At 40.5% G+C, this 15,301-nt stretch carries 9 protein-coding genes and 1 CRISPR repeat array; all 9 genes read right to left on the bottom strand.

The features are described from left to right. The first annotated feature begins 46 nt into the window (after positions 1–46). Positions 47–3,196: direct repeats of the CRISPR family, unit length 32 nt; unit sequence ATTTCAATTCACAGCCTCACAAGGAGGCTGAC. 170 nt (positions 3,197–3,366) lie between these two features. Beyond that, positions 3,367–3,657, bottom strand: a complete 291-nt coding sequence (gene cas2, locus ACR0QT_RS00005; protein WP_432628879.1) for a CRISPR-associated endonuclease Cas2 — start codon at positions 3,655–3,657, stop codon at positions 3,367–3,369. An 8-nt stretch (positions 3,658–3,665) separates the two neighbouring features. After that, on the bottom strand, positions 3,666–4,697 hold the full coding sequence (gene cas1c, locus ACR0QT_RS00010) for a type I-C CRISPR-associated endonuclease Cas1c (protein WP_432628880.1): 1,032 nt from the start codon (positions 4,695–4,697) through the stop codon (positions 3,666–3,668). After that, the gene (gene cas4 / locus ACR0QT_RS00015) at positions 4,694–5,362 is read right to left on the bottom strand and encodes a CRISPR-associated protein Cas4 (RefSeq protein ID WP_432629086.1); all 669 of its coding nucleotides are present in this window, start codon (positions 5,360–5,362) and stop codon (positions 4,694–4,696) included. The genes cas1c and cas4 overlap by 4 nt, the downstream gene beginning before the upstream one ends. Then, on the bottom strand, positions 5,352–6,221 hold the full coding sequence (gene cas7c, locus ACR0QT_RS00020; RefSeq protein WP_432628881.1) for a type I-C CRISPR-associated protein Cas7/Csd2: 870 nt from the start codon (positions 6,219–6,221) through the stop codon (positions 5,352–5,354). Before cas7c ends, cas4 begins: the two co-directional genes overlap by 11 nt. Before the next feature lie 3 nt (positions 6,222–6,224). Continuing rightward, the gene (gene cas8c / locus ACR0QT_RS00025) at positions 6,225–8,168 is read right to left on the bottom strand and encodes a type I-C CRISPR-associated protein Cas8c/Csd1 (protein ID WP_432628882.1); all 1,944 of its coding nucleotides are present in this window, start codon (positions 8,166–8,168) and stop codon (positions 6,225–6,227) included. After that, on the bottom strand, positions 8,165–8,929 hold the full coding sequence (cas5c, locus tag ACR0QT_RS00030; RefSeq protein WP_432628883.1) for a type I-C CRISPR-associated protein Cas5c: 765 nt from the start codon (positions 8,927–8,929) through the stop codon (positions 8,165–8,167). The genes cas8c and cas5c overlap by 4 nt, the downstream gene beginning before the upstream one ends. 14 nt (positions 8,930–8,943) lie before the next feature. Continuing rightward, on the bottom strand, positions 8,944–11,460 hold the full coding sequence (gene cas3, locus ACR0QT_RS00035; RefSeq protein WP_432628884.1) for a CRISPR-associated helicase Cas3': 2,517 nt from the start codon (positions 11,458–11,460) through the stop codon (positions 8,944–8,946). Positions 11,461–12,200: 740 nt separating this feature from the next. Continuing rightward, entirely contained in the window at positions 12,201–13,745 is a 1,545-nt protein-coding gene (gene guaA / locus ACR0QT_RS00040) for a glutamine-hydrolyzing GMP synthase (protein ID WP_432628885.1), read from the bottom strand. A gap of 408 nt (positions 13,746–14,153) precedes the next feature. Beyond that, positions 14,154–15,290, bottom strand: a complete 1,137-nt coding sequence (gene ytvI / locus ACR0QT_RS00045) for a sporulation integral membrane protein YtvI (RefSeq protein WP_432628886.1) — start codon at positions 15,288–15,290, stop codon at positions 14,154–14,156. Positions 15,291–15,301 lie beyond the last annotated feature (11 nt).

A 15,301-nucleotide genomic window follows, 5' to 3' on the forward strand; every position in this document is an offset into this window, starting at 1 on the left:
AAGGAGGCTGACCGCCAGCCACGGTATAAACCAGTCCAGCTTTTGCATTTCAATTCACAGCCTCACAAGGAGGCTGACGTACATGATATCCTCCTATTTTCCACAATATTGCATTTCAATTCACAGCCTCACAAGGAGGCTGACGCCCAGAATTCACAGTTGTCGAGATGATATACTCATTTCAATTCACAGCCTCACAAGGAGGCTGACCATGGCTGGCGATTAGTATTATGCGGTAAGGACATTTCAATTCACAGCCTCACAAGGAGGCTGACAGAAAGCATCAAGGGCGAGCTGGCTACCTGGAAATTTCAATTCACAGCCTCACAAGGAGGCTGACGCGGTGACACCAATTTACAGCCGATCATTGTAGATCATTTCAATTCACAGCCTCACAAGGAGGCTGACATTGATGGATAGCGAAGCAGAACGATTCTATATCATTTCAATTCACAGCCTCACAAGGAGGCTGACAAACATATATGCTGAATTTCTCGTCAGATTTGAAATTTCAATTCACAGCCTCACAAGGAGGCTGACGCTGGCTAGAAAAACAGGTTTTTCGAACAAAGATATTTCAATTCACAGCCTCACAAGGAGGCTGACTCCAAGAATCTCTCCCTCACTTTCCAACTCGGTCATTTCAATTCACAGCCTCACAAGGAGGCTGACGTATCCAAGCGCTGTATGCTGGCAATTCACGAGTATTTCAATTCACAGCCTCACAAGGAGGCTGACCCGTGCATACTATCAATCGTTCTTGCAAGTCGTATTTCAATTCACAGCCTCACAAGGAGGCTGACTTTTTAGTGACTTGTCAGAGCGTTACGATTTGTTTATTTCAATTCACAGCCTCACAAGGAGGCTGACACCTGCTTTAGATACACCCTCTTTTTTACGGATGCTATTTCAATTCACAGCCTCACAAGGAGGCTGACGCTCACGGAATTCTCGGAATCTGTATTGATTTCAGAATTTCAATTCACAGCCTCACAAGGAGGCTGACTTTTGCGAAATGGTTTAACGGGATTAACGGTGGAAATTTCAATTCACAGCCTCACAAGGAGGCTGACAACTTCTGGAGCATACATGCCAATACTCTCCAATATTTCAATTCACAGCCTCACAAGGAGGCTGACGCCTTTTTTTCGACAAATCTCCTTTATTTTGTTATATTTCAATTCACAGCCTCACAAGGAGGCTGACGATATCTAGCCTTATGTCTTCGCTTACACAGCTTATTTCAATTCACAGCCTCACAAGGAGGCTGACGGCGCATATCTGGCGCTGACAATGACGCACTAAATATTTCAATTCACAGCCTCACAAGGAGGCTGACTTAAACTCTCTGCTGATGGAACTATGAAATGTACATTTCAATTCACAGCCTCACAAGGAGGCTGACTTTGCGTCAAATAATGGAGAGATTACTCTCAATGTATTTCAATTCACAGCCTCACAAGGAGGCTGACGGTGGCTTCATGATATATCAAAAATTATGAAAGGGATTTCAATTCACAGCCTCACAAGGAGTCTGACCGATCTTGAATTTGCAGATAGCAAAGGTAACATATTTCAATTCACAGCCTCACAAGGAGGCTGACCCCACTCGTTTGACATGTAGATGATATTATGGCATTTCAATTCACAGCCTCACAAGGAGGCTGACATCAAATCCGGAACTTCCGTTATTGCCATTTACATTTCAATTCACAGCCTCACAAGGAGGCTGACTTAGGTTTCTGAAAAGGATAACCAATGGTTTATATTTCAATTCACAGCCTCACAAGGAGGCTGACCTTATGCTACACCACAGCAGATTGGAGCAAGCGATTTCAATTCACAGCCTCACAAGGAGGCTGACCGGTTGCGCCAGGATATATATTTTCGGAAGGGTATATTTCAATTCACAGCCTCACAAGGAGGCTGACTGTTTTATCGACTGTGGAGCAACCTTAGATGGAAATTTCAATTCACAGCCTCACAAGGAGGCTGACAACATCCGGATTCAGCTCTTCATTGTACTCCTCCATTTCAATTCACAGCCTCACAAGGAGGCTGACGTGCCCTTGACTCGATTGCCCGCCTTGTAGAGAGTATTTCAATTCACAGCCTCACAAGGAGGCTGACTTGGATGTAAGACTTCCGGTTTTGAGATAAGTATATTTCAATTCACAGCCTCACAAGGAGGCTGACGAAATGGTGGCATGGCGAATGAGAAAAATTTGATAAAATTTCAATTCACAGCCTCACAAGGAGGCTGACGAAGCATTGAGTATGGATTTAAGTTCTTACAGGCATTTCAATTCACAGCCTCACAAGGAGGCTGACTCTGGGAATTACATGGAAGTCTTCGGATACCAGTATTTCAATTCACAGCCTCACAAGGAGGCTGACGGAGAACTTCTTTCCAGCCTTTCTGGCCCGTTCTGCATTTCAATTCACAGCCTCACAAGGAGGCTGACACAATGTTGCCCGGTTTTGTCCTCCCCTGAGCATATTTCAATTCACAGCCTCACAAGGAGGCTGACGGTACGTCTCTCGGCAATACTGGAACATGGATTGCCATTTCAATTCACAGCCTCACAAGGAGGCTGACAGATTACGCTGTCCGGCACCAGCAGTTCGATCGCATTTCAATTCACAGCCTCACAAGGAGGCTGACCGAGCGACACTTATGAGCCATATCGGTATTATAGAATTTCAATTCACAGCCTCACAAGGAGGCTGACAAAGCAACCGGATATATAATGCAGGACGCAAAGTTATTTCAATTCACAGCCTCACAAGGAGGCTGACACCTGCTGCCTTATATATAGCGTTATCATATTTTATTTCAATTCACAGCCTCACAAGGAGGCTGACGCTGTTGCCATGATTCTCCGGTATCCACAATCTCATTTCAATTCACAGCCTCACAAGGAGGCTGACGATACTCTGCGAACAGCACCATTCCCATGATTGCATTTCAATTCACAGCCTCACAAGGAGGCTGACCGGGCTTAATCCATTACCTGTGGCGACAGGTCAATATTTCAATTCACAGCCTCACAAGGAGGCTGACCTGCAGCTGAACTCATCTGTCCAAGACAGGCGTTATTTCAATTCACAGCCTCACAAGGAGGCTGACCGCCGTCGATCACAATTTTTCCGCCTTTTCCAACATTTCAATTCACAGCCTCACAAGGAGGCTGACAGCAATTCTTAACAATTATATCACATATTTTCTTATAATTGTTAGGAATTTTTACAATTTATAAATTCAATACACTTATACAATTGTTTTTTCACCCATTGACACACCCAAATAACAGCATTTTCAAGGTGCGAATCTCCTAGCGTTTTTATGTTCACTTACTATTCGCACTATAAAATTAAAGTATCCGTAACATCAAATCCTGGTTTTGCGCCTATATGTTCTACTTTACTTTTATATTTATCGCCTAAATAATAAAACCGCAAGCTATCCACATCTTTATCAATAAGTTTTTCTAAAATATCTTTTACCTGTCTGCATTTTGTAGCGTCCATATGACATTCAAATACTGAATTTTGAACTCTTTGTCCATAATTCACACACTCTTTCGCAACTTTCCTTAATCGTTTCCGCCCCGCTGCCGTCTGAGTATTAACATCATAAGTAATCAATACTAACATAGTTTCACCTACTTCCAGAAAAATGGAGGATATTCATCTAAATCTCCACGCAAGTACCGCGCTAACAACATGCTTTGAACATATGGTACCATCCCCCACTCAATTTTCTCATCAAGAAATGGGTGTTTAATTGCTTCTTGTTTTTTTGACTGCCACGCAGATATAAAGAGTTTTCTGCCTTCATCAGACATAATTACAGCACCATTTTCTTTTTTCATAAAATGTTCACTCTTTATAATTCGTTTATTAATCAATGTCAAAACGAATCGATCTGCCATAATGCTTCTAAATTCTTCCATAATATCTAAAGCCAACGACATTCGGCCTGGTCGATCTGTATGAAAAAATCCAACATATGGATCTAAACCAACTGCTTCCAGTGCGGATCCACACATACTCGCTAACAATGAATACGCAAAAGAAAGCATTGCATTTACATTATCTAATGGTGGTCTTTTATTTCGTCCGCGAAAATAAAAGTTGTCCTTTTGTTGTAAAATTAATTCATCAAACACAGAAAAATATACAGAAGCTGCCTCTCCCTCGAGTCCAAGCAGTTCATCAGCATTTTCACACACTCGTATATTTTTCATACTCTGTGATAAATAAAGCGATTTTTTCTTGATAAGTTCGGTATCCAATCGCATCGGATAATCTCTAATTGCTCTCTCAAGAACCCATCTCGAATTATACACCTTTCCAAGAATAAAATTTCTCGCTATTTTTATACTTTTTTCTTTATCATCACTAATTCTATACTGTTGTTTTCTTAATGTCACATTTCCCTTTACTTCACCTATGACACGAGCTAAAAAACGTCCATTTGCAGACATAAAGGATAATTCAATATTTCTTTGAGCACATGCTCCCATCAACGCTGGACTTGCCCCAGTATAACCGAATGTCATAATAGCCTGAAGATTATGTAATGGAATTCTTTTTATCTCCTGCTGTTCTTCTAAAACAACTACATTTTCTCCATCTAAAGATAAATACCTATTTCCAGATGTAATATATAATGTATTTAACAGCCGTTTCATTGTTCTTCCTCTTCTGAAATCATCTTATCAATATAACTAGCAACAGATTTCTTTTTATTTAACACAGGTAAACATATATCCTTTAAAGAACAGGCATTACACTTTTTACTGGTTTTTACTTTTGGCGTATATTGCTGGTTCTCATATTTATGCATCTCAGCAAATATATTTTTAACTTTTGTCCGTATCTCTTCGTTAAACTCAACTTTCAATCGATGTTTTGTTTCCCCATAGTAGATATATCCATATGGAATGGTACAACACAACATCTCTTCCAGACACATTGCTTGAGCTGTAACCTGCAAAAGATCCACATCATCCGTCTTAGGCTTTCCTCTCTTATATTCCACTGGAACTGCACGATATGTTCCCTCTCTTCCCGATAAAGGAACCCCATCCTTGTCTTTATGAAATTCTACGATATCACACTCACCGCTCACACCCATCTCACAGGAATGAATCGGCATTGCTCGAACAATCAATAAATCTCCTCTTTTTTCTTTCAGACTTGGATTATGTGCATTCTCATGAAGAATTTTTCCTTCTACAGTTCGAACATTTTCTAACCATTGCATCTCAATATACGCCAATGCCCATTGCCTTCGACAGAACGCAAAATGCTGAATTCCAGACAGTTGAAGAAATTCATCTTCATTATACAAAATCAAAAACCTCCGGTTCTTTGCATCCGTCTACATGCCATGTAATCTCATAATCTTCAAATTTTTTTGGATGAGCAATTCCTGCTCTTATACCCGTTGAAAATCCTCTCTGAATTTTTCCACTGGATATTACCGGCGTCTTTTCATCGTGTTGCCACCAATACATCTTACATACCTCAAGGCTTCCCTCTGGTCTAGCTGAAGAAGCATCGTTTTCAAATAACGTCTTTAACGCTTCCTTTATTGCCTCTGCATCTTCCTGAGTAAATCCCGTTTTTTCTGCCAACTGAACATTGATACTTCCCATAATCTTATAAACACCAAATTCTACTCGATGTTTACTTCCCATCGTATCAGATGCCTTACTCTCTTTTCCAGCCTCACTGTTAACACTCTTTGTAATCTGCATGCTGATAATATCAATCGGCGAAAGACTAACTGCCTGATGAATCGAAACCGGTCCTCTCACACCAAAAGAGACCGAACTTCCTTTAAATGCAAATACCTGTCCAAAAGTTCTCACATCCATCCACTCTTTGCATGCAATCTTTGCACAAAGATCACGATTTGCTCCTGCCCCTTTTTTAATCTCCATCTGTTTCTTTAATTCTTCACAGCTGTCTGCACGTTCCTTTAAGCTCGTGAAAGAATCATCTGCGCGATCGTCCGATTGAACAAAAATCCGATACCCTAAATCCTGTAATCGATTTCGAATCTTTCTCTTGATACAAACATCTGAAATTTCTCCATATCCATCCAGATTAATTCTCGGCCGGTTTCCATTCAGCGGATCTCCATTCGGATTTGCATTTGACACACTGACAAACAAGGTAAAATCTACCTTTCCACGCATCTCACTCATCTCTTATTCCTCCTTATTCTCTTCTGTGTTTTTTTCTTTATGATTCTTCAAATCATACGACTGACAATGATACCCCAACAAATATAAACCACTCAATCTCTCATTATTCTTATAATCCTCTACCGTAAATTGACTACAAATCTCATTCAACAGATTCTCATAATAACGCTTCTCCTGAATCATCGGCAACTTATTCAAATATGGCTGGATATTTTCCTCAATTACCTTCCACGTCTCATACGGTCTCTGAGAAAATACATTCATATATCGCTTTGCATTCGTAACTCGCGAATCATCCTGTTGTTTTTCATAGGTTCGATATTCAATTCTGTCCGCAACTGCCAACAATCGTCCATACAGATAATCTCTCTCTTTACATTCCTGATCTACTGCCATCTTCCATTCCTCCTTATAACCTTGATCTTTTCTATGCTTTTTAACCAATGAACATGCCAGAGTCAAAACCCGCTCCCAATTTTTCCTACTGTTATACGACAATGGCATAGATGCCTTTGCTACTGCACGATTCACAAAATCATACGGAATTTTCTGCGCATCCCAAATACATGGGATCAATCGCTTTGCAACCTGCGCATAAAGCTTCTTACTATTTGCATCAACAATAGTCAAATATCCGTTACTCTCTACGCCAAACAAAATATCTGCAAAATCTCTGACACCTACCATTCCCCAAAAATATTTTATTTCCCCATTTTTTTGCTTTTCATGGTACCACGCACATTCCTCATGCCATTTCTGAATATTGCGTAGATATCTTGCAGAATCCAACTCTTTTTCCTCAACCATCGCAAGTCGTCCCGGTGTTGAGGCATCAAATCCCAGTAAGATCATATGCGCTGTATTTTCTACTTTTTTTCTGTATCCATCTAATGCCTCCCCAAACATCTGCGCAGTAAGCTGTTTTCCGTCCCATTTCTCATCGCTCAAACTTTTAAAATACCAATTCATATCAAACTCTGATGCGATTTCATCTGTACCAACATCCCACTCAGGCATTTCTCTTGATTCATTTTCTTCTTTTCTTCCTGCCTCCCAGGTAACAAGCACTAATGTGTCAAAAACATTCCCCTGTCTTCTAATAATCCACTTTAATGCATTATGTATCTTCTGTGAAGTTTCACTTCCCACTGCAAATGCTTCTTCTTTCTCTACAAAACGTCCGCGATAAGTAAAATTCTGACTATCATTTGCAGAAATCAGCTTTGCCCCATCTCCTTCGTTTCGAATTTTCTTTGCATGCAAATAGGAAATCGTCTCTACATTTCCACTCAGATAACAAAGTCCTGGATCTTTATCTTGTGATCGCGTATACGCTATATAGCACTCCTGCAAGCTCCGATCTCTCCAACATTCATCCGGCTCTGATTCATCCCATTTAAAGCTTGAAGAACGTACTATAAACCGCACAAATGCCTTTGCCTGTGGAATATTCTGTATCGTTTCTTTTTCGTCAATCTTGCCATTTTCATTTAGCTTTATCTTTCCTGCATTTATAAGATCATGGATTAACATCTTTTTCTTTAAATACAAATAAATTGCTTTTACTTTTTCATGACAAAAACTGGATTGATACCATTTTTCCAGCTGAGCAATATATAATTCATAGCATACACCATCATCTTCGATATACTCCGGATAATCTCCTGCCAAATATCGCAAATTATCACACAACGGATGTGGCTCTTTTCCTGCAGTACGGCTTCCAGATTTTTCTGTAACCGGTATGATCGTCATTTTATCCTCTTTATTCACAAAGTCCGCACTTAGAAAATTTCCATTTTGATCAATCGTAACGGTTATCTGTGCTGTCACAGTAGTGTGAAACGGTGGAAGCAATACATATTGCATTGCTCCTCGGACTCTCACAACCCCAATTTCTTTTTTATTCTTTTCATACACCTCAAGCAGTTCTTGTACCCAGTTCACTCGCCCAACTCCTCGCTTGTAAATTCCTCTAAACCAGCAAAATTATCGTGATTCCATACTTTCGGTTTCATCTCACGGATATGCCGTTTTTGCGTACACTCCTCCGGTCGAATAAATTCTATAATTCCACCTTTTCTCAGTTCTGTATCCCAAATCATTTTAGGATTCCAGAAGCGCACCGTCATTTGACCCTGATCCTCTGGCAAAACTGCCTCATCCGCATAAGTGATTCCATGATACATAAAGCCATATTGAATCTCTCCCGGCATCGTATCATAATAACTGTTTCCCTCACCAAATTCACATTTCTCTACAAATCCCTGACATTCTCTTGTTCCGAGAAAAATATCTCTTCGTCCGCCTCTTTCGACCATGCGCTTAGCAATATTATGGTGCTTATTTTCATTTCGATCTTTTTCCAAGTTTGAATGCTCAATATTAAATTCATTAAACTCAAAATGCGCTCTCACCTGATATCGCACATCCTTTAAATAAGTGTAATATGCAAGCTCATTTCCGCCATTGTATGCAATCGGACGAATTCCCTTCGTCTCTGTCTGAATTGCATTCATCACTCGCACTGCATCAATTACCCACTTAATCGTCGGCTTCCAGTAAATACTTTCCGTAATTCCTTTTAATGCCTCATAAGTTGGAATATGATAGCTGGTTTTTTCTCCACCCGCACGCATAACTGGTTCAGAAAACAATGCATATGCTCCAGATACTTCAAATTCGATGGTATTTCTATATTTTTCCACTTTTTTCACCTCCATCAATCTATATAGAACCCCATATCACTCCGATCTGACATTCCTGATCCTATCACCATTTCTTCTGATACACCTGTCTCGTAATCGTAATACCCTTCACTAAGTACCTGTATCTCTCCATCTCCAATCTCGTAAATTGCATCTCCCAACTTTTCTTTCCTATACATAGAGATACGAACCGTATATCTCTGCAATTCTCTCAATATCTGCTTATGCTCTTTCAAATCCGAATGCTCAGATAACAAATCTGCAATCAACGCTCTTGCCTTCTCGTCATAGGGAACAACAAGACTTGCCTTACAATCATCTTCTATTACCTCAAACTCTTCTCCAGCTGTAAGAAATGCCTGTGCAAAATATATATTTGGTAATTTTAATGACTTTTTTAAATATTCTTCCCGATAATAATCTTGATATTGTTTTTGCGCAGAACTATTTGATCCAAACAGCTCTACCAGTGTCCTCTGATATCGTTTTTCCGGAAATTTTGTTTCATCTGCATTTGAATTTTTTAAAATTCCATAATAGCTTATATAATACGCTTGAATCGCTCTTTCAGAATCTAATGCACCGTCAAACTCTTCCGGATTCTCTCTAAAGTGATACAAAACTTTATCTAATGCCCGTTGAGCCAATCGAATTTCTGGTAGCCTGTCCAGATTTTCAGCGTTTTTACTCATTTGGATAATAAAAACTCGCCCCATAAGAATTTCCTTGTGACGATTACATCGTCCCGCTGCCTGAATTACATTATCCAGTCCTGCTTTTGATCTTATCACACAATTAAAAGAGAAATTTACTCCAGCTTCAACAACTTGCGTACTGACACAGATGACATGTGATTTTTTATCTTTCAATGCCGTTTTAATTTCCGCCAAAGTATTCATCCTATGTTGAGGACACATATTACTACTCAAATGAAAAATTTTATATCCACATGGCAACTCTTCTTTCAATGCTTTAAATAACTTATAGGCACATGATGTAGTATTTACAATTACCAGAGTATTTCCATATAATTCAGTCTTTTTCAAAGTATACTTTTTTAGATCTTCACTCTCCATCCCACCCGGATATAGATTGGTGTCATCAATGATTTCGGTTCTTTGAAAAATCTTTACATATCTTTTCAACTCTCCTGCCATCTCTATACATGGATACACATTATTCTCTTCAAGTTTTGCAAGACTAGGCTGAGTTGCGGAACATAACACCACTGTCGTCTTTCCAAATTGCGAAAGAAAATTCACCGCCTCATGAAACAACTCCGTACATCTGACTGGGATAGATTGAACTTCATCAAAAATAATAATACTGTTACACAATGCGTGCATTCTTCGGATATAACTCTTACTGCTGGAAAACAATGTATTTAACAATTGCACTGCTGTAGTAACAATGATTGGAGAATCCCAGGTTTCTGTCAAACTTCTATACCGTTCCTCGTCCTCTTTCATATATACGACATTGCAATGATGTTCTAACACAATTCCTGAACTTTTTACCGCTTTTCTAATTTCCTCTGCATTTTGCTCCAAAATTGAATTAAATGGTGCAACATAAATAATATGCTGTTTTTGTTCTTTCTTCGCATGATACAGAGCAAATCGTAAACTGCTTAATGTCTTTCCTGCCCCTGTCGGAACTGTCAAACGGTATAGATTTTTCTCTGTATTTGCTGCCTCACGACACAAATCCGAAATTTCTTGACGACAATTATTTAAAGGGCTTCCATAATCCAGATTATTCTTTACTTCTTCCGACATATAAGTCTCAAAGTTTGTAATGCATTCTTCCCATATATCCTGTACCTCTTTCGTTGAAATCCGTTCTTTCATTGGAACATCTTCAAAAAAGCAGGAAGTATCTGTCCAATCCCCATCGATAAGAAGCGACAATAAAACTCTCAAATACATTCCCAAGAAGAAGTTAATATCTCCATAATACGTTAGATTCTTTCCTCCACAGCTTTTCAAAAAATTACCAATCTGAGCTTTAATTCTTCCGAATGATTTAGTAACTTCCAAGGATTTTTCTTTCAGCATTTCCCAATCTATCGTCTGCTTAAATCTTTCTTTTATTTGTTCATATTGTATTTCTTTTTCCCGACGTTGTATCTGTACACTCGCACCAGTTTCCATATTGATACAATCAACAATTCCATGATGAAAATATATCGCTGTACTGATCATTTCTGTGACGATTGGTACATTTATCAGCTCCTGTATCAGTCTTCCACCTGCCGTAGAATGATCCAAACCATTTTTATGAACTTGATCACCTAATTCCAGTATTTTTTCAAAATCTTTCTGGTTTTCTTCACCAAGTTTTCCAGCATCATGCAAGATTCCCACCAAATATGCTAACACATCTAATTCCGGAAGCGGGCAATTTTTTAAAGCGAAGTCAGCAACGTTCTGCAAATGTGTTTTCGCATCTTGTGTTCTCTGAGTTTCATAATCAACATGTGCCAAATACTTTGTTTCTTTGTTTAAATCTTCTGTTTCTTTATTATCCATAAAATCTTTTTACACCCTTTTCTTAATATAATAGAGTTTAACAGACTATGCATGGTATAACAAGTGTATTTTCTGACAATTTTTCTTATTTAATTTTTTCTACTACGAATATAAATTATCTATGTAACTGAGAAACCATTTTTAAGATAAGTGCAATTCTATGCGGTTTCCATTCTAAGCAAAACTTCAGCATATGCATAGATCCACTTTCTTGTATTTCCTCAAAACATTTACTTTCCTGTACGGTTTTACAATTTGACTTTCTCATAGATAAGCCTCCTTTATGAAATTATAACAGGTATTCTATTTTACCCGTTTTTGAGTAAAATTTCATAGAAAGCTTTACAAACTAGAAATGAATATGATAAAATAGACCTTGCGACGGGTTTTTTCAAATTCTTTTTAGTTTGAAAAGACTTTTTATGAAGACCACACGATATTTTATATCTGTGGTCTTTTTTACAATCTCATTATAATACAGGTTGTTTTATTTGGCAAGCATTTTTTATACTTATTATCCAACCATTAATGCAAATTGCAATTCTATAATCTATTCATTAATATAAAAACGAACGATTAAAAAATTTAACCGTTCGTTTTTATAGATATCTATCGATATCCTACCATTAATGCATTTCAATTCACAGGCACTTCTTCTCATACCTGACAGTTATAAAAGGATATGGGAAATGTTCCCACATCCTTTTACAATCATTCATGATCACCTTACACGTTCTAAATTATTCGAATTCAATCGTTGCCGGTGGCTTTCCGGTGCAATCATAGAGTACGCGGTTGATGTGCGGTACTTCGTTGACGATACGGCTTGCCACGATTCCCAGGACATCCCACGGGATCTCAGCTGCCTCAGCAGTCATGAAGTCGATCGTGTTGACTGCGCGCAGGGCTACGGCGTAATCATAAGTTCTCTCATCGCCCATAACACCTACGGAACGCATGTTGGTCAGAGCTGCAAAGTACTGACCGATTCCGCGGTCAAGTCCTGCCTTTGCGATCTCCTCGCGGTAAATCGCATCTGCTTCCTGAACCATCTTTACCTTCTCAGCGGTTACCTCACCGATGATACGGATTCCAAGACCCGGACCCGGGAACGGCTGACGGTAAACGAGTTTCTCCGGAATACCAAGCTCCAGTCCTGCCTTACGAACCTCATCCTTGAACAGGTCACGCAACGGCTCGATGATCTCCTTGAAATCAACGTAGTCAGGAAGTCCTCCGACATTGTGGTGGGACTTGATAACTGCGGATTCTCCGCCCAGTCCACTCTCTACAACGTCCGGATAAATCGTTCCCTGAACAAGGAAATCTACCTTTCCGATCTTCTTTGCCTCTTCCTCAAATACACGGATGAACTCCTCGCCGATGATCTTACGCTTGCGTTCCGGCTCCTCTACGCCTTTGAGCTTTGCATAGAAACGATCCTGTGCGTTGACACGGATGAAGTTCAGCTTGTACGGGCCGTTCGGTCCAAATACTTCCTCAACCTCATCGCCCTCGTTCTTGCGCAGAAGACCGTGATCTACGAATACACAGGTCAGCTGATCGCCGACTGCCTTTGCCAGCATAACCGCTGCAACGGAGGAGTCTACACCGCCGGACAGAGCACAAAGCACTTTTCCATCGCCTACCTTCTCACGCAGAGCCTTTACGGTATGCTCAACGAAGTGATCCATCTTCCAGTCGCCTGCACATCCACAAACTTTGTATACGAAGTTGGACAGCATCTTCGTTCCCTCTACGGTATGAAGAACCTCCGGATGGAACTGGATTGCGTACAGATTCTTCTCTGCACACTCAGCTGCTGCTACCGGGCAGTCCGGGGTATGAGCGATGATCTTGAATCCCGGTGCTTTCTCCTCGATGTAGTCGTTGTGGCTCATCCAGCAAATCGTCTTCTCGGAAACATCACCAAACAGAGCACTGCTCTGGTCTACGGTCACTTCGATCTTTCCATACTCACGAACAGGAGCCTTGCATACATGTCCGCCAAGAACATGCATCATCAGCTGTGCGCCGTAGCACAGTCCCAGAACCGGAACTCCCAGTTCAAACAGTTCCTTGCTACAAGTTGCTGCACCCTCCTCATAGCAACTGTTCGGACCACCGGTAAGGATAATGCCCTTCGGGTTCATCTCTTTAATTTTCTCGATGCTGGTCTTGTAGGAATAAATTTCACAGTATACATTACATTCCCGGACCCGGCGTGCCACTAACTGATTGTACTGGCCACCAAAATCGATCACAATGATTTTCTCTCTGTTCACGAGTTGTCTTCCTCCTGGTATTTGTCCGGTCGTTAAAACGCCCGGCATTTTCTCATTTACTACTTTTTGTTACTTAATATATAACTCTCTTGTTGCGATAAGCAGAATCTGCCATGATACACCGCATCCGGATTCTGCTCTCCCAAACATTATACATAATTTATCCCCCGGATACAAGAGGGATTCTCATTTATACTTACTTCTCATTGGCATAACGGTTACTGTACAGCTATTTACGCAACACGTGAACAATAACTCATAACTGAGACTCACGCCTTCCGTTCAAATTCACGCATCCATCTTAAATCACTTCAACTTCACGCAGTAGATACGTCGATGTCGATACGTCGATGATAATGCGATCTTAAGACTTGTTCCAGCAACTTAAGCAATCACAAATTACCGACCTTACTGACCATCTCCAGATTTCCGAAATCTCTGAATCTCCTCCACAAGCGTCTTTGCACTCGCAATCATCTCATCAAATGCGCCAAACTGGTAGAGATTCATAATCAGAATTCCGATCGGAACTGCAAGAATCATTCCGGAGATTCCGTGAAACTTAAATCCCAGATATAAAAACACGAGCGTCATCAGGGGTGGAAGTCCCATCGTGTCGCCGACAATCTTCGGCTGTACAATCTGGCGCACAACCTGAGTCAGCACATAGAGCAGGGCAAATCCCATCGCCAGCGCATACTCACCCGCAAGCAATTTGATGATCGCCCACGGAATCAACACGGTGCCTGTTCCAAACAGCGGAAGAAAATCGAGGATCGCAATCAGGATGCCAAGCAAGACTGCATAATGCACGCCGAGCACGAGAAATCCCACTGCAAGAATCAGAGCAACGACAAACATGATCTTAAACTGTGCGAGAAAATATCCGCCAATCAGCCGTTTGATTTCTTCTTTCAAATGATCCCAATAACGACTTCCGCTCTCCGGGATATATTTTTTCCAGAAATCAATGATCTTCTCCTGCTCTGCAATAAAAAAGTAGGCGGAGAGAATCGTCATAATCACGCTCACGAGAATATTTGGAATCTTCATCGCAACATTTCCTGCCACTTCCACAGTCGGAGATGCCATCTTCTGAACGAGAATGCTGAGCGTCGCACCCACATTTCCGGTAAATTCCTGCCAGGAATCCTGCACATTGTCCGGAAGAAGGGCAAATACATGAGCAAACCGCAGAGTAATCGCATTTGCCTCCTCAACTGCCTGCTGGTACAACTCCGGCAAATGCTTTCCGAGATCAATCGCCTGCATCACAAGCCAGGAAATGATTCCATATCCAAGCCCGATAATCAGCGCAAGTACGGCTATCACAATCAACACGGAACTGTGACGGCGAACAAGTCGCACTCTCCGCTCCAAAAATTTCACAAGAGGATTTGCGATCATCGCAATGATCCACCCGATCACAAAAGGCATAAAAAACTTTAAAAGTCTGGGGCCCAGCAGACAAACTGCCAGAATCTCCACAATCGGAATTACAAGATTTAAAATCAGTCTGAGATATTTTTTCTTCCAGTCTTCCATTCTGCCACCTT

This window comes from Brotaphodocola sp. (assembly GCF_050873365.1).
Taxonomy (GTDB): domain Bacteria; phylum Bacillota; class Clostridia; order Lachnospirales; family Lachnospiraceae; genus Brotaphodocola.